At 67.5% G+C, this 23,167-nt stretch carries 24 protein-coding genes; 15 read left to right on the forward strand and 9 right to left on the reverse strand.

Annotated features, from left to right (window positions below):
• On the forward strand, positions 1-588 hold a 588-nt coding region (locus VNQ78_RS21190), incomplete at its 5' end, for a calcium-binding protein (protein WP_325694012.1).
• Positions 589-595: 7 nt separating this feature from the next.
• On the opposite strand, the gene VNQ78_RS21195 is transcribed toward VNQ78_RS21190, so the two are convergent.
• The 4 genes from VNQ78_RS21195 to fsa all read right to left on the reverse strand — a co-directional run bounded on the left by VNQ78_RS21195 (position 596) and on the right by fsa (position 3,764).
• Positions 596-1,354: a TSUP family transporter gene (locus tag VNQ78_RS21195; RefSeq protein WP_325694015.1), complete on the reverse strand. Its 759-nt coding sequence runs from the start codon at positions 1,352-1,354 to the stop codon at positions 596-598.
• A gap of 108 nt (positions 1,355-1,462) precedes the next feature.
• Positions 1,463-2,404, reverse strand: a complete 942-nt coding sequence (locus tag VNQ78_RS21200; protein WP_325694018.1) for a tyrosine recombinase XerC — start codon at positions 2,402-2,404, stop codon at positions 1,463-1,465.
• A complete protein-coding gene (locus tag VNQ78_RS21205) occupies positions 2,401-3,111 on the reverse strand; it encodes a DUF484 family protein (protein ID WP_325694021.1) in 711 nt (236 codons plus the stop codon). Before VNQ78_RS21205 ends, VNQ78_RS21200 begins: the two co-directional genes overlap by 4 nt.
• Positions 3,111-3,764, reverse strand: a complete 654-nt coding sequence (gene fsa / locus VNQ78_RS21210) for a fructose-6-phosphate aldolase (protein ID WP_325694024.1) — start codon at positions 3,762-3,764, stop codon at positions 3,111-3,113. The genes VNQ78_RS21205 and fsa overlap by 1 nt, the downstream gene beginning before the upstream one ends.
• Positions 3,765-3,925: 161 nt before the next feature.
• Between fsa and VNQ78_RS21215 the strand changes: the two genes are divergently transcribed.
• Together VNQ78_RS21215 and VNQ78_RS21220 are read left to right on the forward strand one after the other, a co-directional pair.
• Positions 3,926-6,127, forward strand: a complete 2,202-nt coding sequence (locus VNQ78_RS21215) for a primosomal protein N' (RefSeq protein ID WP_325694027.1) — start codon at positions 3,926-3,928, stop codon at positions 6,125-6,127.
• Positions 6,128-6,214: 87 nt separating this feature from the next.
• Positions 6,215-6,643, forward strand: coding sequence for a DUF1801 domain-containing protein (locus VNQ78_RS21220; RefSeq protein WP_325694030.1), 429 nt, complete (start codon positions 6,215-6,217; stop codon positions 6,641-6,643).
• A 5-nt stretch (positions 6,644-6,648) separates the two neighbouring features.
• Here VNQ78_RS21220 and VNQ78_RS21225 read toward each other — a convergent pair whose 3' ends face one another.
• On the reverse strand, positions 6,649-7,389 hold the full coding sequence (locus tag VNQ78_RS21225) for an N-formylglutamate amidohydrolase (protein ID WP_325694033.1): 741 nt from the start codon (positions 7,387-7,389) through the stop codon (positions 6,649-6,651).
• A 120-nt stretch (positions 7,390-7,509) separates the two neighbouring features.
• Here VNQ78_RS21225 and pyk point away from each other — a divergent pair, with 120 nt between their 5' ends.
• From pyk to pheS, 8 genes are all read left to right on the forward strand, one after another.
• Positions 7,510-8,955, forward strand: coding sequence for a pyruvate kinase (gene pyk, locus VNQ78_RS21230; protein ID WP_325694036.1), 1,446 nt, complete (start codon positions 7,510-7,512; stop codon positions 8,953-8,955).
• A gap of 43 nt (positions 8,956-8,998) precedes the next feature.
• Complete coding sequence (locus VNQ78_RS21235; protein ID WP_325694039.1) at positions 8,999-9,319, forward strand: hypothetical protein; 321 nt, start codon at positions 8,999-9,001, stop codon at positions 9,317-9,319.
• A gap of 108 nt (positions 9,320-9,427) precedes the next feature.
• Complete coding sequence (gene rpmI / locus VNQ78_RS21240; protein WP_024843601.1) at positions 9,428-9,628, forward strand: 50S ribosomal protein L35; 201 nt, start codon at positions 9,428-9,430, stop codon at positions 9,626-9,628.
• A 12-nt stretch (positions 9,629-9,640) separates the two neighbouring features.
• On the forward strand, positions 9,641-10,000 hold the full coding sequence (gene rplT, locus VNQ78_RS21245; RefSeq protein ID WP_325694045.1) for a 50S ribosomal protein L20: 360 nt from the start codon (positions 9,641-9,643) through the stop codon (positions 9,998-10,000).
• Positions 10,001-10,065: 65 nt separating this feature from the next.
• Positions 10,066-11,442: a cytochrome P450 gene (locus tag VNQ78_RS21250; RefSeq protein ID WP_325694193.1), complete on the forward strand. Its 1,377-nt coding sequence runs from the start codon at positions 10,066-10,068 to the stop codon at positions 11,440-11,442.
• Positions 11,443-11,498: 56 nt separating this feature from the next.
• Positions 11,499-12,908 (forward strand): alanine/glycine:cation symporter family protein, encoded by a 1,410-nt coding sequence (locus VNQ78_RS21255; RefSeq protein ID WP_325694047.1) that lies wholly within the window; start codon positions 11,499-11,501, stop codon positions 12,906-12,908.
• 3 nt (positions 12,909-12,911) lie between these two features.
• On the forward strand, positions 12,912-13,253 hold the full coding sequence (locus VNQ78_RS21260) for an arsenate reductase family protein (protein ID WP_325694049.1): 342 nt from the start codon (positions 12,912-12,914) through the stop codon (positions 13,251-13,253).
• A 61-nt stretch (positions 13,254-13,314) separates the two neighbouring features.
• Positions 13,315-14,397 (forward strand): phenylalanine--tRNA ligase subunit alpha, encoded by a 1,083-nt coding sequence (pheS, locus tag VNQ78_RS21265; protein ID WP_325694052.1) that lies wholly within the window; start codon positions 13,315-13,317, stop codon positions 14,395-14,397.
• Positions 14,398-14,401: 4 nt separating this feature from the next.
• Here the strand turns inward: pheS and VNQ78_RS21270 are convergent, their stop codons facing one another.
• Positions 14,402-14,914, reverse strand: a complete 513-nt coding sequence (locus VNQ78_RS21270) for an AmiS/UreI family transporter (RefSeq protein WP_325694055.1) — start codon at positions 14,912-14,914, stop codon at positions 14,402-14,404.
• 621 nt (positions 14,915-15,535) lie between these two features.
• Positions 15,536-17,197: a thiamine pyrophosphate-binding protein gene (locus VNQ78_RS21275; RefSeq protein ID WP_325694057.1), complete on the reverse strand. Its 1,662-nt coding sequence runs from the start codon at positions 17,195-17,197 to the stop codon at positions 15,536-15,538.
• Between the two features lie 83 nt (positions 17,198-17,280).
• Here VNQ78_RS21275 and VNQ78_RS21280 point away from each other — a divergent pair, with 83 nt between their 5' ends.
• From VNQ78_RS21280 to VNQ78_RS21295, 4 genes are all read left to right on the forward strand, one after another.
• Positions 17,281-17,814, forward strand: a complete 534-nt coding sequence (locus VNQ78_RS21280; protein WP_325694060.1) for a low molecular weight protein-tyrosine-phosphatase — start codon at positions 17,281-17,283, stop codon at positions 17,812-17,814.
• The gene (gene smpB, locus VNQ78_RS21285; protein ID WP_325694063.1) at positions 17,798-18,268 is read left to right on the forward strand and encodes an SsrA-binding protein SmpB; all 471 of its coding nucleotides are present in this window, start codon (positions 17,798-17,800) and stop codon (positions 18,266-18,268) included. Before VNQ78_RS21280 ends, smpB begins: the two co-directional genes overlap by 17 nt.
• Before the next feature lie 102 nt (positions 18,269-18,370).
• Positions 18,371-19,231 carry a 3-mercaptopyruvate sulfurtransferase gene (gene sseA / locus VNQ78_RS21290; protein WP_325694066.1) on the forward strand — a complete coding sequence of 287 codons (861 nt, stop codon included), beginning with the start codon at positions 18,371-18,373 and terminating at the stop codon, positions 19,229-19,231.
• Positions 19,231-20,415: an amino acid aminotransferase gene (locus VNQ78_RS21295; protein ID WP_325694069.1), complete on the forward strand. Its 1,185-nt coding sequence runs from the start codon at positions 19,231-19,233 to the stop codon at positions 20,413-20,415. Before sseA ends, VNQ78_RS21295 begins: the two co-directional genes overlap by 1 nt.
• A gap of 58 nt (positions 20,416-20,473) precedes the next feature.
• Here VNQ78_RS21295 and VNQ78_RS21300 read toward each other — a convergent pair whose 3' ends face one another.
• A complete protein-coding gene (locus VNQ78_RS21300) occupies positions 20,474-20,806 on the reverse strand; it encodes a hypothetical protein (RefSeq protein WP_325694071.1) in 333 nt (110 codons plus the stop codon).
• A 49-nt stretch (positions 20,807-20,855) separates the two neighbouring features.
• Positions 20,856-23,117: an OmpA family protein gene (locus VNQ78_RS21305; protein WP_325694074.1), complete on the reverse strand. Its 2,262-nt coding sequence runs from the start codon at positions 23,115-23,117 to the stop codon at positions 20,856-20,858.
• Positions 23,118-23,167: the final 50 nt, after the last annotated feature.

Genomic DNA, 23,167 nt, shown 5'->3' on the forward strand with positions numbered 1-23,167 from the left:
GGCGACGACAGCATCTGGGGCGGTGACGGCGGGGATTTCCTGTTCGGCGATCCGGGCAATGACCGGATCTGGGGCGAGGCCGGGAACGACTTCATCGCCGGAGGGTCGGGCAATGACACCGTCTTTGGCGGGGTCGGTCGCGACAGCCTGTTCGGCGAGGGTGGCAATGACCGCCTGCGCGGCGAGGCCGGAAACGATTCCATCCACGGCGGCTATGGCAATGATTTCGTCGCCGGGGACGCTGGCAATGACACGCTGCATGGCGATTTCGGCGACGATACGCTGAGCGGCGGCGCGGGCAATGACGTCATGCTAGGCGGCTGGGGCCATGACGCCTTCGTCTTTGACGGCGGCAAGGACGTCATCCGCGATTTCGAGACCGGCTTGCGCAAGGACGGGACCGAGACCGGCGCGCCGGCGGAAAGCATCACCATAGATGTGGACGGGATCGACAATTATGGCGAGCTGATGGATGTCGCCGCGAAGGTCGGCAAGAACGTCGTGTTCGATTTTGGCGATGGCGACGTGCTGACGCTGGAAGGCGTGCCGATCGGCCAGCTTCAGGCGTCGATGTTCGATTTCGTCTGAGCGGGCCTCAGAGCAACTGCCAGATCAGCCGCAGCGCCAGAAGGGTCGAGGTGACGACCAGCAGCGGCTTGATCACGCGGGCGCCGATCCGCACGGCGAGCCTTGCGCCCAGTGTCGCCCCGGCGATCTGGGCCAGTGCCATCGCGGCACCGAGGAGCCAGAGGGGCTTGCCCACTGCGGCGAAGGCGACGAGGCCGCCGAGATTCGAGGCGAAGTTCAGGAGCTTCGTATGCGCGGTCGCCTTGAGGATACCGTAGCCCGCGAGCATGACGAAACCGAGCATGAGGAAAGCCCCCGTGCCGGGGCCGACCAGCCCGTCATAGAAGGCCACGACCGGCACGAAGCTTGCGGTGAAAAGCGCGGGCGAGATGCGCCGGTGGCGGTCGCGATCGTCGAGGCCCGGTTTCAGCGCGAAGAAGACAGCAATGGCGATCAGGATGACCGGCAGGCCGTAGCGCAGCGCGTCGGTCGGGATCGAGGTCACGAAAACCGCCCCGGCGAGCCCGGCCGCGAAGGCCACCGCCGCCGCGCCGATCTGCTCGCGCGGGTTGACGAGCCCGCGCCGGGCATAGGTGATGGCGGCGGTCGCGGCGCCGAACACGCCCTGGACCTTGTTCGTGGCCAGCGCCTGCGCCGGGGGCAACCCGGCAAGCATCAGGGCGGGCACCGTGATCAGGCCGCCGCCGCCGGCAATCGCATCGACGAAGCCGGCCGCGAAGGCCGCGCCGACAAGCATCAGGACGAGGTCGAGGGAAAGATCGAGCATGGCGCAGCGTCTTTGATCCGATGGTGGGAAATTGTAAAGGCCGCGACGGTTGCGCTGTCGCGGTGGGTATTTGGAAAACGGTGAAGATGCGGGGTCGCGCCCGGACCCTCAGCCGCGGGGATGGGCGGCGCGGTAGACGGCGAGCAGCCGCGCGTCATCGACACCGGTATAGACCTGCGTTGTCGAGAGGCTGGCATGGCCGAGGAGTTCCTGAATCGTGCGCAGGTCGCCTCCGGCGGCGAGGAGATGCGTTGCGAAGGAATGGCGCAGCGCATGTGGGGTCGCGGTTGGCGGCAGGCCGAGGGATTGCCGCATCTGCCGCATGGCGCCGCCCAGCACCGCCGGGTTGAGCCTGCCGCCGCGCGCGCCGCGGAAGAGGGGCTCGTTCGTGGCCATGGGATAGGGGCAGAGGCCAAGATATTCCGCCACCGCCGTGCGTGCCACCGGAAGGACGGGAACCTGGCGTTCCTTCTGGCCCTTGCCGCGGATGGTCAGCACCTCGCGCAATGGCCAGTCGGAGCCGTTGAGCTGCAGCGCCTCGGAGATGCGCAGCCCGCAGCCATAGAGCATGGTCAGGACCGCCGTGTCCCGCGCGGCGATCCAGGCCTCGGGGTGGCTTTCGGCGGCGCTGTCGAGGAGGTCGCGCGCCTGATCCTGGCTGAGCGGTCGCGGCAGCGAGCGGGTGAATTTCGGGCCGCGCGAGGCCAACGCACGCGAGGCGTCGAAGCCGTGGCGGTCCGACATCCAGCGGATGAAGCTGCGCGTGGCCGAGAGCCTGCGGGCGAGCGAGCGGGCCGAGAAGCCCCGCGCGCGCTCGGCCGCGGCGAAGGCGCGCATGTCGGACTGGGTCAGGCTGCCCAGCGTCGCGGGCAGGGCCGGTTCGCCCCGGTAGCCGCCGATGAAGGAGAGGAAGGCCAGGAGGTCGGATTGATAGGCCCGGATCGTGTGGTCCGAGCGGTCGCGGGTCGCGCGTTCGTTGTCGAGCCAGCGCTGGAGCTGATCGGCCATCAGCGGGGCGAGGGCGAATTGCGGCTCCGCCCCTTCGGTCATTCGCGCAGCCAGGAGATCAGGACGAGGCGGAAGGCCTGCCCGAAGAAGCGCAAGAGGTCGGTGCCCTGCGCCGGGGTGAAGCGCCCCACCTCGGCCGAGCCGATCAGCAGGAGCGCCGGGAAACGGCCGGGGCCGAGGTCGATCGGCAACAGCGCCTCGGACCGGATGGGGGCGCGGGCATCGCCGTGATAGGGCAGCGACTGGTCCGCGACACGGCGCAGGATGATGTCATCGGCGCGCGGCGCCCGCCTGCCGCCCGAGATCAGCGCGGCGACCGTTCCCGCAGGAACGATGGTGAGCGGTCCCGCCATGTCCTGCGACGGCCCGGCCGAGCCTGATTCCATGATCAGGCTGAGCGTCTCGACCCTAAGGATCGGGGCGACGGCGGATTCGAGGTTCTCGAGAAAGGCCGCGAAATCCATCGGCTCGAGCAGCGAGAGAACCGCGCGATGGACGGTGTTCATGCCCGACTGGTTCTCATACGCGGCCGAGATCACCGTCTCATGCGCCGTTTCGAGCCGGTCGAGCCGGGTTTCGAGCGCCTGCATGGCCCGGCCGCGGATGTCGATGACATTCTCGCCCAGATCGGCCTCGCGCGCGCCGATCAGCGCGCGCATCAGGTCGCGGTCCGAGAGGATCAGTTCGGGCCGGGCCAGCAGCCGGGCGCGCATCTCCTCGGGCAGGTCGGCGGCCTGATCTCCGCCCATCAGCCGATCTTCTGGCCGGTCTTGGCCCAGTCGGCGTCGAACTGGGCGAGGCCCTTGTCGGTCAGGACGTGATTCGCCATCGACTTGATGACCGCGGGCGGAGCCGTGATCACATCGGCGCCGACCCGGGCGGCGTCGGTGATGTGGTTCACCGAGCGGATCGAGGCGGCGAGGATTTCGGTACGGAAGTCGTAATTGTCGTAGATCGTGCGGATGTCCTCGATCAGCTGCATCCCGTCGAGGTTGATGTCGTCGAGCCGGCCGATGAAGGGGCTGATGAAGGTCGCGCCGGCCTTGGCGGCGAGGATCGCCTGCGCCGCGCTGAAGCAGAGCGTGACGTTGACCATATGGCCTTCGGAGGAGAGCGCCTTGCAGGCCTTGAGGCCGTCCCAGGTCAGCGGCACCTTGACCGCGATGTTCGAGGCGATCTTGGCGAGGTGCTTGCCCTCGCGGATCATGTCGGCGGCGTCCTTGGCGACGACTTCGGCGCTGACCGGACCCTCGACGATGTCGCAGATCTCTTTCGTGACCTCGACGATGTCGCGGCCCGATTTCAGGATCAGCGAGGGGTTGGTGGTGACGCCATCGACCATGCCGAGGTCGTTGAGCTCACGGATGGCGGCGGTGTCGGCGGTGTCGACGAAGAATTTCATGGCTGGGCCCTTCTCTTGGCGTTGGCCCGGGTTTAGCCCATATCGGGCTCAGGGTGAAGTCCGGGCGGGCGGGTTGCCGGGAAAGCAGCCCCCGTGCCACAATCCCGCCACGCCCCGCCGGAGAATGCCTTGACCGTCCAGACCGAGATCCGCCTTTTCGCATGACCCGGCCGCTGTTCTATCCCCATGGCGCGCGCATTGCCGTGCTGACGCAGGAGGTGGTGGGTGTCCTCGACTACCTCGCCCCCGAGGGCGGGGTGCGGCTGGGCCAGCTTGTCGTGGTGCCCTTGGGGCCGCGCCGGGTGATGGGCGCGGTCTGGGGGCCGGGGATGGGCGATTTCGACATGGCGAAGCTGCGCCCGGTCGCGCGGCTGATCGACGCCCCGCCGCTTGCGCCCGAGATGATCGAGTTCCTGACCCGGATGGGCGAATATACCCTGACGCCGCTGCCTTCGATGCTGCGGATGGCGACGCGGGCGCCGGATCTGGACCAGCCGCCCTCGGCACGGCGGATCATCCATCGCGCGGGCCCGGAGCCGGAGCGGATGACCGATCCGCGTGCCGCCGTCCTCAGGGTCATCGAGGAACATGGCGGCGCGGGCTTTGCGCCGGGCGAGCTTGCGCAGCTTGCGGGGGTCAGCTCGGGCGTGGTGCAGGGTCTGGTCAAGGCCGGCACGCTGGCCGAGACGCTGGCCCCGCGCGATACGCCCTATCCGCATCTTGACCCCGACCTGCCGGGGAAGCCGCTTGCCGCCGATCAGGCCGAGGCTGCGGCGAAGCTGCGCGGCGCGCTGGGTCAGCGCGGCTATGGCACGACGCTGCTGCGCGGCGTCACCGGCTCGGGCAAGACCGAGGTTTATCTGGAGGCCGTGGCGGAATGCCTGCGGCAGGGGCGTCAGGCATTGGTCCTGTTGCCGGAAATCGCGCTCTCCTCGGAATTCCTCGACCGGGTCGAGGCGCGGTTCGGCGCGCGTCCGGGCGAATGGCATTCGGGCATCACCCGGACCGAACGGCGGCGGCTCTGGACCATGGCCGCAACGAACCAGGTCGGCATGGTGGTCGGCGCGCGCTCGGCCCTGTTCCTGCCCTTTGCCGATCTGGGCCTGATCGTCGTCGATGAGGAGCACGATTCCAGCTATAAGCAGGAGGACGTGGTTTTCTACAGCGCCCGCGACATGGCCGTCCTGCGTGCCAGCATCTGCAAGGCGCAGGTCGTGCTGGCCTCGGCCACGCCGTCCTTGGAAAGCTGGGTGAATGCCGGGGCGGGGAAATATGGCCGGATCGACCTGCGGTCGCGCTATGGCACGGCGGAATTGCCCGAGATGGGGGCGATCGACCTGCGCGCCGAGGAGATGGAGAAGGGGCGCTGGATCTCGCCCCGCCTCGCGGCCGAGATCCGGGCGCGGAAGGCGCGGGGCGAGCAGTCGCTGCTGTTCCTGAACCGTCGCGGCTATGCGCCCATTACCGCCTGCCGCGCTTGCGGCCAGCAGATCGGCTGCGACCATTGCGACGCCCGCATGGTCGAGCATCGCTTCCAGAACCGGCTGGTCTGCCACCAATGCGGCGAGACGAAGCCGATCCCCACCGCATGTCCAAGCTGCGGCGTGGAGGGGCGGATGACCGCGATCGGGCCGGGGGTCGAGCGGCTGGCCGAGGAAGTGGCCGAGCGTTTCCCCGAGGCGCGGGCCAGCGTTCTCAGTTCCGACCTGTTCCATTCCTCCCGCGCGCTGAAGGAGGCGATCGCCACGATCAGCGCGGGCGAGACCGACATCATCATCGGCACCCAGATCGTCGCCAAGGGTCACAATTTCCCGCGCCTGACGCTGGTGGGCGTGATCGACGCCGATCTGGGGTTGCAGGGCGCCGACATGCGCGCGGCCGAGCGCAGCTTTCAGCTGATGCGGCAGGTCGCCGGGCGGGCGGGGCGCGAGGGGGGCGAGGCGAGGGGCCTCGCGCTTCTCCAGACCCACCAGCCCGAGCATCCGGTCATCCGCGCCATCCTTTCGGGCGAGGACGAGGATTTCTGGGATGCCGAGGCCGCGCAGCGGCAGGCGGTCGGAATGCCGCCCTATGGCCGGCTGGCGGGGATCATCCTCTCCCATCCTGACCAGTCCGTCGTCGAGGGCCATGCGCGCGAGATGGCGCGCCGCGCCGCGCCGCTGCAGGCCATCGGGGCCGAGCTTTGGGGTCCGGCCGTCGCGCCCATTGCCCGCATCCGGGCGCGCTTTCGCGTGCGAATGCTGATCCGCGCCGCCCGTCAGGCCCCGATTCAGAATGCCATAGCCGAATGGTTGGCACAGGCGCCAAAGCCGCCCACGAACCTGCGCCTCTCGGTGGATATCGACCCGCAAAGCTTCCTCTGAGGGCGCAACGTGTGTGGGACCCTTCCCAGGTTGCGGCGTGCGGGTCCGGGCGTGCTAGGCTTGCCCGAGTCGGTTGGAGGAAATGCCATGACCAGCGACAAGTCCGACAAGCCGCAGCCCGTCCTGCTTTCGGGCGGCAATCCGCAGATCCCCAAGGGATATGGCGACGGCCCGGTTCAGGATTATATTGCCGCGATGCCCGGCTGGAAATCCGGGGTCGGGGCGTGGATCGACGGTGTGGTGGTCAGAACCGTGCCGGACGTGCGGAAGGCGGTGAAATGGAACTCACCCCTCTACGGCACGGACGACAAATCGTGGTTCCTGAGTCTGCATTGCATGACGAAATACGTGAAGGTCGCCTTCTTCCGCGGGGCCGAGCTTGAGCCGGTGCCGCCGGTCAGCTCGAAACAGCCCTTGGTGCGCTACTTCCATATCCATGAGGGCGACGAGCCGGACGAGGCGCAATTCGCCGATTGGGTCAGGCAGGCCAGCCGGCTGCCGGGCGAGAAGATGTAGCGCGGCTAAAGGTCGTGGCGTTCGAGGATGTCGCGCAGCACGCCGGCCAGACGTTCGGCCCAGAGCGCCTGTCCCGCCTCATCCTCGATCAGGTCGTTGCAAAGCTCGATCAGGACATTCGGGCGGCCATGGGCCAGCGCGTGCCGGTCGATGGAATCGCCGTCGAGATGGCCGGAATAAGGCTCGTTATCGCCGGTGACCCAGCCCTTGTCCCGGCATTCGCGGATCAGCGCCGGACCCAGCCGCTCGTCGCGGTGGGAATAGAGGATGCCGACCGCCCAGGGCCGGCGCGGCCGCCCGCGAAGCTGGCGGGTGAAACTGTGGATCGCGCAGATCGCGCGGCGGGGATGGGTCGCGGCCAGGGCTGCATAGGCGTCGTGATAGGGCCGGTAGAGCAGGTTCAGCCGCCGCTCGCGCTCGGCCTCGTCCATCCGGCGGTTGGCGGGGATCACCGTGCCGTCATAGATCCGCATCAGCAACGTCGGATCATCCTCGCCCCGGTTCGGGTCGATCACCAGCCGCGAGAAATTCGACTGGATCGCGGGCGCCTCCAGCCGCTCGGCAAGCTGGCGCGCCAGCCCGGCCGCGCCGACGTCATAGGCGATGTGGCGGGCCATATCCTCGGGCGCGATGCCCAGATCGCCGCCGTTGATCCAGTCCGGGACGTGGTTCGTCGCGTGGTCGCAGGTGATGAGCCAGCGCGAGTTTCGGCTGGCGCCAAAGGTCGTATAAGCTGCTGCGGTCATGGTTCCTTCGCCTTGCATGCGGCAAGCTTTAGTGCAAGCCCTGATCCGGGCACAGTTGCCGCCGCACGGATCATGGGTCTATACAGCGCGTGCTAGCGCAAACATCGACAGGGGAATTGGATGAGACGGCATCGCAAGGTCAAGATCGTGGCAACCCTCGGGCCATCCTCCAGCGATTTCACCACCATTCGCGCCCTGTTCGAGGCCGGCGCGGACGTGTTTCGCCTGAACATGAGCCACGGCACCCATGCCGAGCAGAAGGCGCGCTATGACATCATCCGCCGGATCGAGGCCGAATCGGGCCGCCCGATCGCGGTGCTGGCCGACCTTCAGGGTCCGAAGCTGCGGGTCGGAACCTTCGCGCAGGGACCGCATGATCTGGCCGACGGCCAGACCTTCCGCTTCGACCTCGACCCCACGCCGGGCGACGCGACGCGGGTGCAACTGCCCCATCCCGAGATTTTCGCGGCCCTTCAGCCCGGAGCGGAGCTTCTGGTCAATGACGGCAAGATCCGCCTGAAGGTCGAGGCTTGTGGCGCTGATTTCGCCAATTGCAACGTGACCGCCGGCGGGCCGATCTCGAACCGCAAGGGTGTGAACGTGCCCGATGTGGTCCTGCCGCTGGCCGCGCTGTCCGACAAGGACAAGGATGATCTGGAATTCGCCTGCCAGCTCGGCGTCGACTGGCTGGCGCTGAGCTTCGTGCAGCGCCCCGAGGACGTGATCGAGGCGCGCAAGCTTGCCGATGGACGCGCCGCGATCCTCTCGAAGATCGAGAAGCCCGCCGCCGTCCGCGCCTTCTCCGAGATCCTGAAGGTTTCGGACGGGATCATGGTGGCGCGCGGCGATCTTGGCGTCGAACTGCCGGTCCATTCGGTGCCGCCGATCCAGAAGCGCCTGACCCGCGCCTGCCGCGCCGCGGCAAAGCCGGTGATCGTCGCGACCCAGATGCTGGAATCGATGATCGAAAGCCCGATGCCGACGCGGGCCGAAGTCTCGGACGTGGCGACGGCGATCTATGAGGGCACGGACGCGATCATGCTGTCCGCCGAAAGCGCCGCCGGTGCCTATCCGGTCGAGGCGGTCAGCACCATGGATGCGGTCGCCCGCTCGGTCGAATCGGACCCGACCTATCGCGAGATCATCGAAAGCTCGCGCGTGGCCAAGCGCCAGACGGTCGCCGATGCCATCGTTGCCGCCGCGCGCGAGATTGCCGAGACGACCGACATCTCGTGCATCTGCGCATTCACCCAATCCGGCACCACGGGCAGCCTGATCGCGCGCGAACGCCCGCGCGTGCCGATCATCGCCATGTCCTCGGAAACCGAGACCCTGCGCAGGCTGTGCCTGACCTGGGGGACGCATTGCGTGCTGACCCCCTCGCTCGAGCGGTTCAAGCAGGCGGTGGTCAATGCGGCCAAGGCGGCGCGCGAATTCGGCTTTGCCGACGAGACGAACCAGATCGTCGTCATGGCGGGCGTGCCGTTCAACAAGGCGGGCACCACCAACATCTTGCGCATCGCCCCCTGCGACGAGCGCTTGATCTATCGCACCGATCCAGAATAGTTCCGACAATCGGACGGATCTGCGAAGGCGAGGGGATGGCGCGATGATTGATATTCTTCTGCTTGCGGGCGTGGCGCTTTGCGCCGTGTCGGTCGTGCTTGCCATCCTTGCCGTGATACGGACCGAACCGCCGCGCTCCGCCGCGATCGCGCTGGTGGTGGGGCTGGTGCTGATGTTCGGAGGCACGGCGCTGGACGACCGGCCGCTGGGCCTGAACACGCTGGCCCAGTCCTGGTCGCGCCTGACCAGCGGCGAGTCGCTGGGCACGAACACCGTCACCGCCCCGAAGCCCGAGGAGACGGCGCCCGCCACCGCGCCCGAGGCGACCACCGAACCTGCGCCCGAAGGCCAATCCGGCCAATAGGGCTTGCCTTTTCGCCAGCGCCCCCGTATAGGGCGCGCTTCCACCCGCGCGGCCGGCCGACATGGCATTGCCGAGTCGCGCGTTCACTCTGACCGCAAGGAGAGTAAAATGCCGAAGATGAAGACCAAATCGGCCGCGAAAAAGCGGTTCTCGATGACGGCCTCGGGCAAAGTCAAGGCTGGCCCGGCTGGCAAGCGCCACGGCATGATCAAGCGCTCGACGAAATTCATCCGCGATGTGACCGGGACCATGATCCTGTCCGACGCGGACGCGAAGATCGTCAAGAAATACATGCCCTACAACCGCTAAGGAGAACCGGACATGGCACGAGTCAAATCGGGTAAAGTCACCCACGCCCGCCACAAGAAGGTTCTTGACGCGGCGAAAGGCTATTACGGCAACCGTTCGCGCAACTTCCGCACCGCGACCCAGGCTGTCGACAAGGCCAACCAGTACGCGACCCGCGACCGCAAGAACCGCAAGCGCAACTTCCGCGCGCTGTGGATCCAGCGGATCAACGCCGCCGTCCGCGCCGTCGATGCGGAAATGACCTATTCGCGCTTCATCGCGGCGCTGGCGAAGGCCGGCATCGAGGTGGACCGCAAGGTTCTGGCCGACCTGGCCGTGCACGAGCCCGAGGCGTTTGCCGCGGTCGTCGAGCAGGCCAAGGCCGCCGCCTGATCCCTCTCGTCTGAAAAAGATGCGAAATAATGAAACCCGCGCCCCCGGCGCGGGTTTTCCCGTTCATGGACGATCTCGCCGCACCCCACCAGAACAGCCAGAGATCCCGCTATCCGGTCCGCGTCCCTCTGGGGCGCAGGCCGCTTGGCGTGGTCGGCTCGGCACTGGTTGCGCGGCGCAATGTGCTGGAACTGATCCCCGAGATCGCGGTGCGCCAGCCCATGGTCTCGGGCCATACCGGCAAGCGCTGGCACATGGTCATGGACCCCGACGCGCTGCGGATCGTCCTGAAAGACAAGGTCGACGATTATCCGAAGTCGCTGGTCACGCAGCTTATTCTTGAGCCTGCGATCGGGCAGTCTTTGTTCGTGGCCGAGGGCGCGCATTGGCGCTGGCAGCGCCGCGCCGCCGCCCCGGCCTTCGCGCAACGCAATGTCGAGGCGCTGGCCCCGGTGATGACCGCCGCCGCCGAGGCGAGCCGCCGCCGCCTTGCCGCCGCGACCCGCGCCGTCGATGTCTTTTCCGAGACCGTGGCCGCGACCTTCGAGGTAATCTCGGACGTGACCTTCTCGGGCGACGAGGGGTTCGACCGCGACGCGGTCCATCACGCGATCGACGCCTATATCTCCAGCACGGCGCGCCTGTCGGTTCTGGACATCCTTGGCCTTCCGGGCTGGATCCCGCGGCCGGGTCGCCTTGGCTCGGGGCGCGATCTGCGGCGGATGAAGAAGGTGGCCGATGACGCGATCCGGGCGCGGGCGCTGGCCGGGCCGCGCCCGGTCCCGGACCTCCTCGATCTGCTCAGGGCCGGCGAGGATCCCGAGACGCATCGCGCCATGTCACCGGGCGAGTTGCGCGACAACCTCTTGACCTTCATCGTCGCGGGACACGAGACGACGGCCCTGACGCTGGCATGGGCGCTTTACCTGCTGGCCTTCGATCCCGAGGTGCAGGACCGCGCGGCCATCGAGGCCCGCACGGTCCTGGGCGCGCGCGCCGCCACCGCGGCCGATGTTCCGCGCCTGACCTATATCCGCCAGATCGTCGAGGAGACGCTGCGCCTTTACCCGCCCGCCGCCTTCCTGTCGCGCACCTCGCGCATCCACGACTGGCTTGGCGGGCGCGAGGTGAGGCCGGGCGATACCGTGATGATGCCGGTCTATGCGCTGCATCGCCACCACCTGCTGTGGGACGATCCCGACCGCTTCGATCCCGACCGCTTCGCGCCGGGGGTGCAGCGCGACCGCTTTGCCTTCCTGCCCTTCGGCGCGGGGCCGCGCATCTGCATCGGCGCGAGTTTCGCCCTGCAAGAGGCGGTGATCATCCTTGCCACCCTGGTCGCCGGCCTGCGGTTCGAACTGACCCCGCGCGAGCCGGAGCCGCGCATGATCCTGACACTTCGGCCACATGGAGGGGTCTGGCTGCGCGTCTCGGCAAGGTGATTCTTGCGCGGCCGAGGTCGTCGCCCCACAGTTGCGGCATGTAGCAGGGGCAGGCCATGACAGCGATCATCGACTTCCTGAATACGATTTTCTGGGGATATGTCCTGATTTACGGCCTTCTGGCCGTCGGGATCTTTTTCACCATTCGCCTCGGTTTCATCCAGTTCCTGCATTTCGGAGAGATGCTGCGTTGCGCCATCGGCTCGCGCACGGGGGACAAGGACGGGATTTCGCCTTTTCAGGCGCTGAGCGTCAGCCTCGCCTCGCGCGTGGGGACCGGGAACATCGCCGGGGTCGCGGTGGCGATCACGCTGGGCGGGCCGGGCGCGATCTTCTGGATGTGGATGGTGGCGCTGGTCGGCATGGCGACGGCCTATGCGGAATCGACGCTGGCCCAGCTTTACAAGGAGCGCGGGCCGGGCGGCATGTATCGTGGTGGTCCGGCCTATTACATCCGAAAGGGGCTGGGGCAGGGCTGGCTGGGCGCGGTCTTTGCGGTGTCGCTGATCATCACCTTCGGGCTGATCTTCAACGCGGTGCAGTCGAACTCGATCGCGGGGGCGGCGGCCACGGCCTTCGGGATCGGGCATGGCACCGTCGGGATCGTCATCGCGGCCCTGACCGCAATGATCATCTTTGGCGGCATCCCGCAAATCGCCCGCGTGGCGGAATTCGCGGTCCCCTTCATGGCCGGGGCCTATCTGCTGGCGGCGGCCTGGATCTCGATCACCAACATCACCGAGATTCCGGGCGTATTCGGCCATATCATCGCCTCGGCCTTCGGGTTCGAGCAGGCGGCGGGCGGTGCCGCGGGCGGGATTGCCGCGGCAATGCTGAACGGGGTCAAGCGCGGCCTCTTCTCGAACGAGGCGGGCATGGGTTCGGCCCCGAACATCGCGGCGGTCGCGGTCCCGAACCCGCACCACCCCTCAAGCCAGGGCTTCGTGCAGGCGCTTGGCGTCTTTATCGACACGATTCTGGTCTGCTCGGCCACGGCGACGATGATCCTGCTGTCCGAGGTCGTCCCCAGCGCCGAACTGACCGGGGTGAACCTGACGCAGGCCGCGCTGACCGAGCAATTCGGCATGGCCGGGCAATATTTCGTCGCCATCGCGATCTTCTTCTTCGCCTTCACCTCGATCATCGGCAATTATGCCTATGCCGAGAACGCGATCGTCTATCTTGGCCACGGCCGCCAGTCTGTCGTGACGCTGCTGCGCGTCGCGGTTCTGGGGATGGTGGTCTGGGGTTCGCTCGAGACGGTGCAGAAGGTCTTTGATTTCGCCGACGCCTCGATGGGGGTGATGGCGACGATCAACCTGATCGCCATCGTTGCGCTTTCGAAAACCATCGCCTATGTCACCCGCGACTTCGTCACCCAGCGCAAGGCGGGGCGGGATCCGGTCTTTCATATCGCCGATCACCCTGAAATCGCGCCGGGCGTCAGCCACGATATCTGGAAATAGCTGTTGATCACGATCTATCACAAGCCGAACTGCTCGACCTCGCGCAAGGTTTTGCAGATGATCCGCGACGCCGGGTATGAGCCTCGCGTCATCGACTATATCCAGCAGGGCTGGGACCGCGAGGAACTGGCCGCGCTGCTTGCGGCGGCGGGCCTGACGCCCGCGCAGGCGCTGCGCGTCAAGGGGACCGACGCGGCCGAACGCGGGCTGGTCGGCGCCGATGACGCGACGATCCTCGACCACATGGTCCAGAACCCGATCCTCGTCGAACGCCCGATCGTTCAGGGTCCGGGCGGCACCCGGCTTTGCCGTCCGGCGGAGCTGGTCACGGAAACCTTCGCCTAGCTGGTCTTTTCCCCTGCGCCCGCGCGTGTTAATCCGCGCGGGAACCGCAAGGAAAGCCGCCATGTCCGATCTGACCACCCTTCGCCAAGCCTATCTCGACCGTATCTCGGGCGCTGCCGACACGGACGCGCTGGAGCAGGTGCGCCTCGGCGCGCTCGGCAAGAAGGGCGAGATCAGCGGCATGATGAAGGAACTGGGCCGCATGACGCCGGAAGAGCGTCAGACCCGCGGCGCCGAGCTGAACCGCCTGAAGGACGAGGTTGACGCAGCACTCCGCGCCCGCAAGCAGGGGCTTGAGGATGCGGCGCTGGACGCCCGCCTGAAGGAGGAGTGGCTGGACGTGACCCTGCCGGGCCGCCCGCGTCCGCAAGGCACCATCCACCCCGTCAGTCAGGTGACCGAGGAAGTCACCGCGATCTTCGCCGATATGGGCTTCCGCGTCGCCGAGGGCCCGCAGATCGAATCCGACTGGTTCAACTTCGACGCGCTGAACATCCCGCCCGAGCATCCCGCCCGGCAGGAGCATGACACCTTCTTCATGGCCCGGGCCGAGGGCGATGCCCGCCCGCCCCATGTCCTGCGCACCCATACCTCTCCGGTCCAGATCCGCGCCATGCAGGCGACCGGCGCGCCGATCCGCGTGATCGCGCCGGGTCGCGTTTACCGTATGGACATGGACCAGACCCACGCGCCGATGTTCCATCAGGTCGAGGGGCTGGCCCTTGGCCGCGACATCTCGATGGCGAACCTGAAATGGACGCTGGAGGAATTCTGCCGCGCCTTCTTCGAGCTGGACGAGGTCGAGCTGCGCTTCCGCGCCAGCCATTTCCCCTTCACCGAGCCTTCGGCCGAGGTCGATATCCGCTGCTCATGGGAAGGCGGCAAGCTGACGCTGGGGCAGGGGAATTCGTGGCTGGAGATCCTCGGCTCGGGCATGGTCCATCCCAAGGTTCTGGCCGCTGCGGGCGTCGATCCCGACCAATGGCAGGGCTTCGCCTTCGGCATGGGCATCGACCGCATCGCGATGCTGAAATACGGCATCCCCGACCTGCGCGCCTTCTTTGAAAGCGACCTGCGCTGGCTTCGCCACTACGGCTTTGCGGCGGGGGATATTCCCAGCGTCTCGGGCGGCCTGTCGCGCTAATCCGTCAGAGGGCGCCCTCGATCATCAGGAAACCCGGCAGCCAGCCGGTGAATATCCCGGCCAGAAGCGTGGCCCAGCCGGCTTGCCGCCCGGCGGGCCAGCGCAGCACCAGCGTCAGGAAATAGACGAACCACAGGGCGGCCCAGGCCAGCCAGTTCGCCGCCATCCACAGATCGCCGCGCGTCATCGCCGCGGCGAATGTGCTTGCGGAAACCGGCAGGGCGGTCAGGGCGACGAACAGGCTGAACCAGCCAAGGCCGCGCCCGTCCGCGCCCGAGATCCGGTTCCACGCCACCCACAGATAGGTGGTGCAGAACAAGAGCGACAGCGTGGCATTGCGGATCGAGGCGGCATCCGCCCCGGCCCCGAAGGCGTCGTGCAGGACCACCGCGCCCGAGACCAGCGCCGTGACCAGATTGATCACCACGATCTCACGCCCGTCGATGCGGTCGAGCAGCCAGAGGCCGTTGATGACCAGAACGGCGCCGACATAGAACAGAACGAACCCGGTCAGCATGTTGCCCCCTTTTTCATGCCTCGCATGGGATAATCCGGGCCGGGCTGCGCGACTACGATCCGGTCAGGCAAAGCACCATGTCGGAAATGGAGGGAATGGGCCGATCCCCCTTCGAGTGCCGCGATGCCCTGTGAGGGCAGCTAGTCCGGCCTGCTGGAGATGCAGGGGAACACCCTCACCGGCATCTGACTTGCGCGCAGAACCCTCCGACAGCCCCGCCGCGATCATGGCGTTCAGCCGATCCGCCGGATGGGGTCTAAACGGCTGGGTGGCATTGGCCCGACGATACCCGCTGGGCCATTGCCGCCGGCTTGCTCGAAGGATCTGGGCGAGGTGGAGTCTTTCCACATGCTCTTCGACCGGGACGAGGTCGTCATCGCCAACGGAGCCGAGGCGATGAAGTCGGTCGGCAAGGCGGCGATCGACGAGATCCTTGCCCTGTTCCCCGAGCTTGCGGGATTTGACGGTGGACGCGCCCCGGCCCGCAGGCTGGGTCAGCGGTCGTCGGGGCCGCCGCCTCGCGCAGGGCCATGCCGACAATGCGGCGGAACTGCCGAATTGAACCGGCAAGGCTCCCTCCGCATCCGCGGCCGGCTGATGGCAGGCTGTCTCCTCGGCTTTCTAGGCCCGCTGCCGCAGCGCCTCGCCTGCGGCCCGCGTCTCGGCCAGCGTGGCCCCGGTCGAGAGCGCCTCGGGGTCGAGGCGAAGCTCGATCACCGCAAGCCCCCCCGCCTCATGCGCGCGCTGGAAGGCCGGGCCGAACTCCTCCTGCCGGGTCACAAGTTCGCCATGCCCGCCATAGGCCCGCGCCAGCGCCGGGAAATCCGGGCTGGCAAGGTCGGTGCCCGAGACGCGGCCGGGATAGGTCTTTTCCTGATGCATGCGGATGGTGCCGTAGCGCCCGTTATTGGCGACGATCACGATCACCGCCGCGCCATGTTGGGCGGCGGTCGAAAGCTCGTTCAGCGTCATCTGGATGCAGCCGTCCCCCGCCATGCAGACGACGGTGCGTTCGGGATGCTCAAGCTTCGCGGCAATGGCGGCGGGAAGGCCGTAGCCCATCGAGCCGGAGGTCGGCGCGACCTGACTGCCCCAGCGGCGGAAGCCGTAATAGCGATGGACGAAGGCGGCGTAGTTTCCCGCCCCGTTGGTGATGACCGCATCCGGCGGCAGGTTTTGCGAAAGCCAGGCCACGACCTCCTCCATCCTGACCTGTCCGGGGGTGGGGCGGGGCTTGCGCCAGTTCTCATAACCCGCGCGCAGGGCGGCGGTCCGCTCGCTCCAGTTCCGGGGTGCGGGCAGTTCGGCAAGGCGGGCCACGACCTCGCGCGGGTCGGCCACCAGCCCCGGCGCCGGGCGCCACAGGTGGCCAAGCTCGTCGGGCGAGGGGTGGACATGGATCACCCGCGCATGGGGCCGCTCGGGCGACATCAACTCGTATCCACGGGTCAGCGTGTCGCCGAGGCGGGAGCCGAGCGAGAGGATGCAATCCGCCTCCTGCAGCGCCTTGCCGAGGGCGGGGTTCATCCCGACACCCAGATCGCCGACATAATTGGGATGGGCGTTATCCATATGCCCCTGACGGCGGAAGGGCACGGCGACCGGCAGGCCCCAATTGGCGGCGAAGCGGGCAAGATCCTCGGCGGCCTGCTGGGACCAGAGCGTGCCGCCCGGCACGACCAGCGGCCGCTCGGCCCCGGCCAGCGCATCGGCGATGGCGCGGACCGATTCCCCGGCCACGGCGGCCAGCGGCGGGCTGAAGGGGGCAAGGTCGGGCGTCTCGGCGCGGGCGGACAGCACGTCCTCGGGCAGGGCCAGCACCACCGGCCCCGGACGCCCCGACATGGCAAGGTGGAAGGCGCGGGCGACATATTCGGGGATCCGCTCGGTCCGGTCGATCTCGGCCACCCATTTCGCCAGCGGGCCGAACATCGCGCGGTAATCGACCTCCTGAAAGGCCTCGCGGTCGCGGTCGGCGCTGGAGATCTGGCCGACGAAAAGGATCATCGGCGTCGAATCCTGCCGCGCGACATGGACGCCCGCGCTTCCATTCGTGGCGCCGGGACCACGGGTGACGAAGGCGATGCCGGGGCGTCCGGTCACTTTCCCGTGGGCTTCGGCCATCATTGCCGCGCCCCCCTCCTGCCGGCAGACGATATTCTGGATGCCCGAGGCGTAAAGCCCGTCCAGCGCGGCAAGGAAACTCTCGCCCGGCACGGAAAATACGCGCTTCACCCCGTTGCTTGCCAAGGCATCGACCAGAATCTGCCCGCCGTGTCGCATTCCCCTGCACTCCTTTGCCTTTCCTCGATACCGGGGGTAGCCTGCCGGTGGCGGGCAAGGCAACGCCCGTGATGAGGAATGAGATGCGAGTCCCTTCAGTTCTTTTCGTCTGCCTTGGAAATATCTGCCGCTCTCCTCTGGCCGAGGGCGCGCTGCGCGCCGCCGCCGATGAGCGCGGGGTCGATCTTTTCGTCGACTCGGCCGGAACCAGCGACTGGCATATCGGGTCCGAGCCGGACCGCCGCGCCCAGGCCGTCGCGGCCCGGAACGGGGTCGGCATCTCGCGCCAGCAGGCACGGCAGGTCCGCCCCGAGGATTTCACCCGCTTCGACCATATCGTCGCGATGGATGGCGAAAACCTCGCGAACCTGCACGCCATCGCGCCAGCCGAGGCGACGGCGCGCCTGTCCCTGATGCTGGATCACGTTCCGGGCCGCGAGGGGCAGGCGGTGGCCGATCCCTATTTCGGCGACAGCGCCGGGTTCGAGGCGACATGGCGGGACGTGACCCTCGGCGCCCGCGCGTTGCTCGAAAAGCTGTCGGCGCGGGGGCAGGGCGCAGCTTTACTTTACGCGGCTTCGGACCTATCTCTGCCCGATCATGGCCGCCAAGACTGACCCCAATTACAAGATCATCGCCGAGAACCGGCGCGCCCGCTTCGATTATTTCATCGAGAGCGATCTGGAGGTGGGCATCGTCCTGACCGGGTCCGAGGTGAAGAGCCTGCGCACCGGCCAGTCGAATATCGCCGAGAGCTATGCCTCGGTCGAGAATGGCGAGCTGTGGCTGATCAACGGCTATATCGCCGCCTACAAGCAGGCCGGCGTCTTTGGCCATGAGGAGCGTCGCCGCCGCAAGCTGCTGGTCTCGCGCAAAGAGCTTGCGCGGCTCTGGCAGGCCATCGGGCGCGAGGGCATGACGCTGATTCCGCTGGTGATGTATTTCAACGATCGCGGCATGGTGAAGCTGAAGATCGGCATCGCCAAGGGCAAGAAGAACCACGACAAGCGCGAAACCGACGCGAAACGGGACTGGAACCGCCAGAAGCAGCGGCTTCTCAAGCAGGGCTGACCTGTCTGCCACGGCAGTCGGATGCTGCGGCTTCTGCCATTGCAGGGGCCGGTGCCTCCGGTTAGATACGGGGCGTTTTCGGGGCTACCCGCGGGGAACAGAATGACCACAGATCCCGACGATCCCAGGTTGCTTGTCTCGACCAGCTGGCTGGCCGCGCATCTTTCCGATCCCGACCTGCGCATTCTCGACGCGACATGGTTTCTGGAGCCGGGGCGCGACGCGCGGGCCGAATACGAGGCGGCGCATATCCCGGGCGCACGCTTCTTCGACCTCGACGCGATCGTGGACCCGCGCAGCAGCCTGCCCCATACCGCCCCCCAGCCCGAATTGTTCGCAAGCCGGATGCGCGCGCTGGGGATCGGCGACGGGCAGAAGGTCGTGGTCTATGACAATTCGCCCGTCCGCTCGGCCGCGCGGGTCTGGTGGACCTTCCGGCTGATGGGCAAGCCCGATGTGGCGGTGCTGGATGGCGGGCTTGGCAAATGGCTGGCCGAGGGGCGTCCGACCGACGACGCGCCGCCCACCTTGCGCGACCGTCACTTCACGGTCCAGCGCCAGCCCGATCTGGTGCGCGACGTGACCCAGGTTGCCGCCGCGAGCAAGCTTGGCTCGCATGAGATCATCGATGCCCGCGCGGCCGAGCGTTTCCGCGGCGAAGTGCCCGAGCCCCGCGCCGGGCTGCGCCGTGGCCATGTGCCGGGATCGAAGAACCTGCCCTTCGGCCGCCTCTTCAACCCTGACGGCACGATGAAATCCCCCGACCTGATCCGCTCCGAATTCGAGGCGGCGGGCGTCGACCTGACGAAGCCCGCGATCACCACCTGCGGTTCGGGCGTGACCGCCGCGGTGCTGTTTCTCGCGCTCGAACGGATCGGACACCGGGACAATTCCCTTTACGACGGAAGCTGGGCCGAATGGGGCAGCTTCCCGGACCTTAAAATCGCAACCGGAGACGCGTGATGCTGGGCAATCTGAAACCGCAGGCCCCTGACAAGATCCTGGCCCTGATGGGCGAATTCAAGGCCGATCCCCGCCAGGGCAAGATCGACCTGGGCGTGGGGGTCTACAAGGACGCGACCGGGCACACTCCGATCATGCGTGCCGTGCTGGAAGCCGAAAAGCGGATGCTGGAGGCCGAGACGACCAAGACCTATGCAGGTCTGTCCGGTGAGCCCGATTTCCAGAAGGCGATGGCCGAACTGATCCTCGCCGATGGCTACAAGCCCGAGACGACCGCCGCGCTGGCCACCGTCGGCGGCACCGGCGCGATCCGTCAGGCGCTGGAACTGGCGCGCATGGCGAACCCCGACCTGCGGGTCTTCGTCTCCGACCCGACCTGGCCGAACCACGTCTCGATGATGAACTTCATCGGTATTCCGGTCGTCACCTATCGCTATTTCGACAATGACACCCGCGCGGTGAATTTCGAGGCGATGGTCGAGGATATCTCGGCCGCGAAAAAGGGCGACGTGGTGCTGCTGCATGGCTGCTGCCACAACCCGACCGGCGCGAACCTGAATATCGAGCAATGGGCCGAAGTCGCCTCGATCCTCGAAAAGACCGGCGCGACGCCGCTGATCGACCTGGCCTATCAAGGCTTCGGCGACGGGCTGGAGGAAGATGCGGCGGGCACGCGCCTGATCGCCTCGCGCATTCCCGAGGTGCTGATCGCGGCCTCCTGCAGCAAGAACTTCGGCATCTACCGCGAGCGGACGGGCTGCCTGCTGGCGCTTTGCACCGACAAGGCGACCAAGGATCTGGCGCAGGGCGCGATGGCCTTCCTGAACCGCCAGACCTATTCCTTCCCGCCCTTCCACGGCGCGAAGATCGTCTCGACCATCCTGAACGACGCGACGCTGCGCGCCGACTGGCAGGCCGAGCTTGAGGAGGTTCGCAGCGGCATGCTGCGCCTGCGCGAGCAACTGGCCCGCGAATTGCGCGACCTCTCCGGCTCGGACCGCTTCGGTTTCCTGGCCGAGCATCGCGGCATGTTCTCGCGCCTTGGCGCCACGCCCGAGCAGGTCGCCCGCATGAAAGACGAGTTCGGGATCTACATGGTCGGCGATTCCCGCCTGAACATCGCGGGCCTGAACGACGAGACCGTGCCGGTCCTTGCCCGCGCGATCATCGAGGCCGGCGTCTGACGCCAGCCGATCCCCGGAAAAAGCAGAAGGCCCGGTCAGATGACCGGGCCTTTTCGCATCAACCGTGCTTGCCGAGTTTTCGCGCGATATAGTCGCGAAGCTCCTCGATCTCGATATGGGTTTCCTTTAGCTCGTCCTGGGCGGCCACCAGTTCCGCCTCGGCCTTGCCAAGGCGCCCGACCAGATCCCCCTCGCGCTCTTCCAGCTCGCGCACCGCCTTGTCGCGGCCTTCCTCGGCCTCGTGCAATTGCTGGGCCATGTTCTCCAGCTCGCCCATCTCGGCCCGCGTCACGCGGCTCAGGCGGTGGATCAGCCAGCTTGCGAACCAGCCCAGAAGAAAGGCTGCGAACAGGATGATCGCGGTGGCGATGATGAATTCATTGCGATTCATGCGCAGTCCTTTCCGGTTCGGTGGCTGAGAGGTGGCAAAGCGGCCGGCATCATTCCCCGGCCTCCGCCTCGGTCCCTGTCTCGGTCCCCGCCGCCTCGGCCTCGGCTTCGACCGCGGCCTTGACGTCCGGCGGCCCCAGCGGGATCAGTTCGGGCAGATCCTCGGGCGGGATCCCGACGCCATGCGCCTCTCCCTCGGACATGCCTTCGTGATCGTCGGGGAAGGCGATTTCCAGCGCGGGCAGGGTCAGGGCATCGATCACCTGAATCGCGACATCCACATTGGCGGCGGCATTGGCGGGTTCGGTCGCAGCCGCGATCACCGCCTGCGCCTCAGCCCCCTCGGTCTCCGACGCGTCGGGGCCTTCAAGGGCTATGACAAGCACCCCGGACGCGGCGCGCGCGGCCGCCTGCGCGGCCTTGGCGGCCATGACCTCGGGGCTGTCGGTGACGCCGCTGACCTTCTGCGCCGGAGAGATCTCGGGCGCGACGGCGGGTTCCTCGGACAGCAGGGTGAACTCGATCCGGCGATTGGCCTCGCGGCCGGCCTCGGTCTCGTTATCGGCGATGGGTTGGGATTCGCCGTAACCCTTGGCCGACATATGCGAGACATCGACGCCGTGGTCGCGGATCGCATCCAGCGTCGCCTGCGCGCGGCCACGGGACAGTTCGGCATTCGTGTCGTCCCGTCCTTGGCTGTCGGTATGGCCGCCCAGCTCGATCCGGTAATCGGTGCAATTCTCCATGATCGCGGCGATACGGGTCAAGGTCGCCTCGGGATCGCCCGCGATGACGGTCTTGCCCGGCTCGAAGCCGATCTCGGATTCGTTCATCGCCGCGTTCAGCTGATCGACACATTCGACGCCCGAAGGCAGCGCCAGAAGCGGGTCGAGGCGGCGGTCATAGCGGATTGACAATTCATAGCGCGCACCGGCCCCAAGCCGCTGCGACAGCCGCGCCGCGGCCATGTCCGACGCGGTCTGGTTGCCGGAAATGCCGGAAAGCCGGATCAGTTCCGGCGTCACGCTGACCGTGCCCTGATCCAGCGTCGCCAGCGCGTCGATGGCGGCGATGGTGCGCAGGGTCCAGCCCTCGGGCATGGCATCATCGACGCGCAGCGCATTGTCGACCTCGCCAAAGCGCGAGCGGGCGAGGCTTTCGACCGCGTCGCGCATCCGCGCATCGGTGATGCGGCCCCGCAATTCGACCCCGCTGCCCTTCACCATGGCGGTGAACTCGGCCGGGCCGGGATCGGGGTCGGCCTTCTCCTCATGCTCGGCCTTCAGGGTGAAAAGCGAGGGCAGCGCGGATTCGAGCCGTCCGACCGCCTCGTCAAAGGCGGCGGGGGCGACGGTGGCGGGGACGAAAAGCGTGATGTCGGTATCCGAGATCGTCACCGAGCCGGACCCGAGCGTCCCGATCGCCGCGATTGCGGGAACCGCGGCATCCGCCCAACGCGAGGTCGGGACACCAAGGCCCAGCGTGCAGCGCGGCTCGCCTGCAATGCCCGCCTTGACGCCTGCGGCGATGATGCGGTCCCGGCTGGCCTCGTTATCCGCGGCGCAGGCGTCGAAACGCGCGCCCTCGGCGTCCTTGACGAAGCGCAGGGTGAAGGGGGTGATGACGGGGCGGGGCGCGGTCACATCCAGCGTCAGGGGGACGCTCAGCGGCCTTGCGCGGCCAAGCGCGGCCTCCAGATCGGCCTTTTCGCGGGCGCTGTCGGTGATCGCGCGCACCTCGACCCCTTCGGCCGAGATCGAGACCTTGGCCCGGCGGGCGAGCTGCGCGGCCTCCAGCCCGAAGGCGAAAGCGTCGTTCCATCCGTCCGGGGCCTTGTAATCGGCGGTCTCGACAAGATCCGAGATCTCGCCCGAGCCGATCTTCCGGCGCAGTTCCGCGACCATCGCCGAGCGGTCCAGCCCCGCAGGCACAAGGCCCACGATCGAGACACCGAGATCGTTGCGCAGCAGTTCCACCTCGAAATTCGGCGAGCCGAGCTTTTCGCGGGCCGCGACCTGCATCTCGTCGATGACGCGGTCAGGCTCGACCACGGTTTCGGCCCGCGTCTTGGCGCGGAAGCGCTGGATCTCGTCCGGGGCGGTTCCGGTCAGGCGCACCTGCAATCCGTCGATCGCGACTTCGGCCCAGTCATAGCCACCCGAGCGCAGGGCCTCACGGACCTCGGCGCGGCTCTGCGTTTCGATCATGTCCGCCGCTTGGCGCGCGGCGAAATAGGCAAGGCCCCCGGCAGCGGACAATGCGATCAGCGTGGCGACCACGGCGGGGCCGCGGCGCGTTCTTCGATTGGCCATCAAGAGGGGCCTTCGGCAGTTTCCAATCCGCCGCATTTAATGCGCGGACC

The organism is Paracoccus sp. (in: a-proteobacteria) (assembly GCF_035556475.1).
Taxonomy (GTDB): domain Bacteria; phylum Pseudomonadota; class Alphaproteobacteria; order Rhodobacterales; family Rhodobacteraceae; genus Paracoccus.

Bases quoted from the DNA above. Each gene is read 5' to 3' on its own strand.
- VNQ78_RS21195 (WP_325694015.1), bottom strand. From the start codon at position 1,354: ATGCTCGATCTTTCCCTCGACCTCGTCCTGATGCTTGTCGGCGCGGCC.
- VNQ78_RS21200 (WP_325694018.1), bottom strand. From the start codon at position 2,404: ATGACCGAAGGGGCGGAGCCGCAATTCGCCCTCGCCCCGCTGATGGCC.
- VNQ78_RS21205 (WP_325694021.1), bottom strand. From the start codon at position 3,111: ATGGGCGGAGATCAGGCCGCCGACCTGCCCGAGGAGATGCGCGCCCGG.
- fsa (WP_325694024.1), bottom strand. From the start codon at position 3,764: ATGAAATTCTTCGTCGACACCGCCGACACCGCCGCCATCCGTGAGCTC.
- VNQ78_RS21215 (WP_325694027.1), top strand. From the start codon at position 3,926: ATGACCCGGCCGCTGTTCTATCCCCATGGCGCGCGCATTGCCGTGCTG.
- VNQ78_RS21220 (WP_325694030.1), top strand. From the start codon at position 6,215: ATGACCAGCGACAAGTCCGACAAGCCGCAGCCCGTCCTGCTTTCGGGC.
- VNQ78_RS21225 (WP_325694033.1), bottom strand. From the start codon at position 7,389: ATGACCGCAGCAGCTTATACGACCTTTGGCGCCAGCCGAAACTCGCGC.
- pyk (WP_325694036.1), top strand. From the start codon at position 7,510: ATGAGACGGCATCGCAAGGTCAAGATCGTGGCAACCCTCGGGCCATCC.
- VNQ78_RS21235 (WP_325694039.1), top strand. From the start codon at position 8,999: ATGATTGATATTCTTCTGCTTGCGGGCGTGGCGCTTTGCGCCGTGTCG.
- rpmI (WP_024843601.1), top strand. From the start codon at position 9,428: ATGCCGAAGATGAAGACCAAATCGGCCGCGAAAAAGCGGTTCTCGATG.
- rplT (WP_325694045.1), top strand. From the start codon at position 9,641: ATGGCACGAGTCAAATCGGGTAAAGTCACCCACGCCCGCCACAAGAAG.
- VNQ78_RS21250 (WP_325694193.1), top strand. From the start codon at position 10,066: ATGGACGATCTCGCCGCACCCCACCAGAACAGCCAGAGATCCCGCTAT.
- VNQ78_RS21255 (WP_325694047.1), top strand. From the start codon at position 11,499: ATGACAGCGATCATCGACTTCCTGAATACGATTTTCTGGGGATATGTC.
- pheS (WP_325694052.1), top strand. From the start codon at position 13,315: ATGTCCGATCTGACCACCCTTCGCCAAGCCTATCTCGACCGTATCTCG.
- VNQ78_RS21270 (WP_325694055.1), bottom strand. From the start codon at position 14,914: ATGCTGACCGGGTTCGTTCTGTTCTATGTCGGCGCCGTTCTGGTCATC.
- VNQ78_RS21275 (WP_325694057.1), bottom strand. From the start codon at position 17,197: ATGCGACACGGCGGGCAGATTCTGGTCGATGCCTTGGCAAGCAACGGG.
- VNQ78_RS21280 (WP_325694060.1), top strand. From the start codon at position 17,281: ATGCGAGTCCCTTCAGTTCTTTTCGTCTGCCTTGGAAATATCTGCCGC.
- smpB (WP_325694063.1), top strand. From the start codon at position 17,798: ATGGCCGCCAAGACTGACCCCAATTACAAGATCATCGCCGAGAACCGG.
- sseA (WP_325694066.1), top strand. From the start codon at position 18,371: ATGACCACAGATCCCGACGATCCCAGGTTGCTTGTCTCGACCAGCTGG.
- VNQ78_RS21295 (WP_325694069.1), top strand. From the start codon at position 19,231: ATGCTGGGCAATCTGAAACCGCAGGCCCCTGACAAGATCCTGGCCCTG.
- VNQ78_RS21300 (WP_325694071.1), bottom strand. From the start codon at position 20,806: ATGAATCGCAATGAATTCATCATCGCCACCGCGATCATCCTGTTCGCA.
- VNQ78_RS21305 (WP_325694074.1), bottom strand. From the start codon at position 23,117: ATGGCCAATCGAAGAACGCGCCGCGGCCCCGCCGTGGTCGCCACGCTG.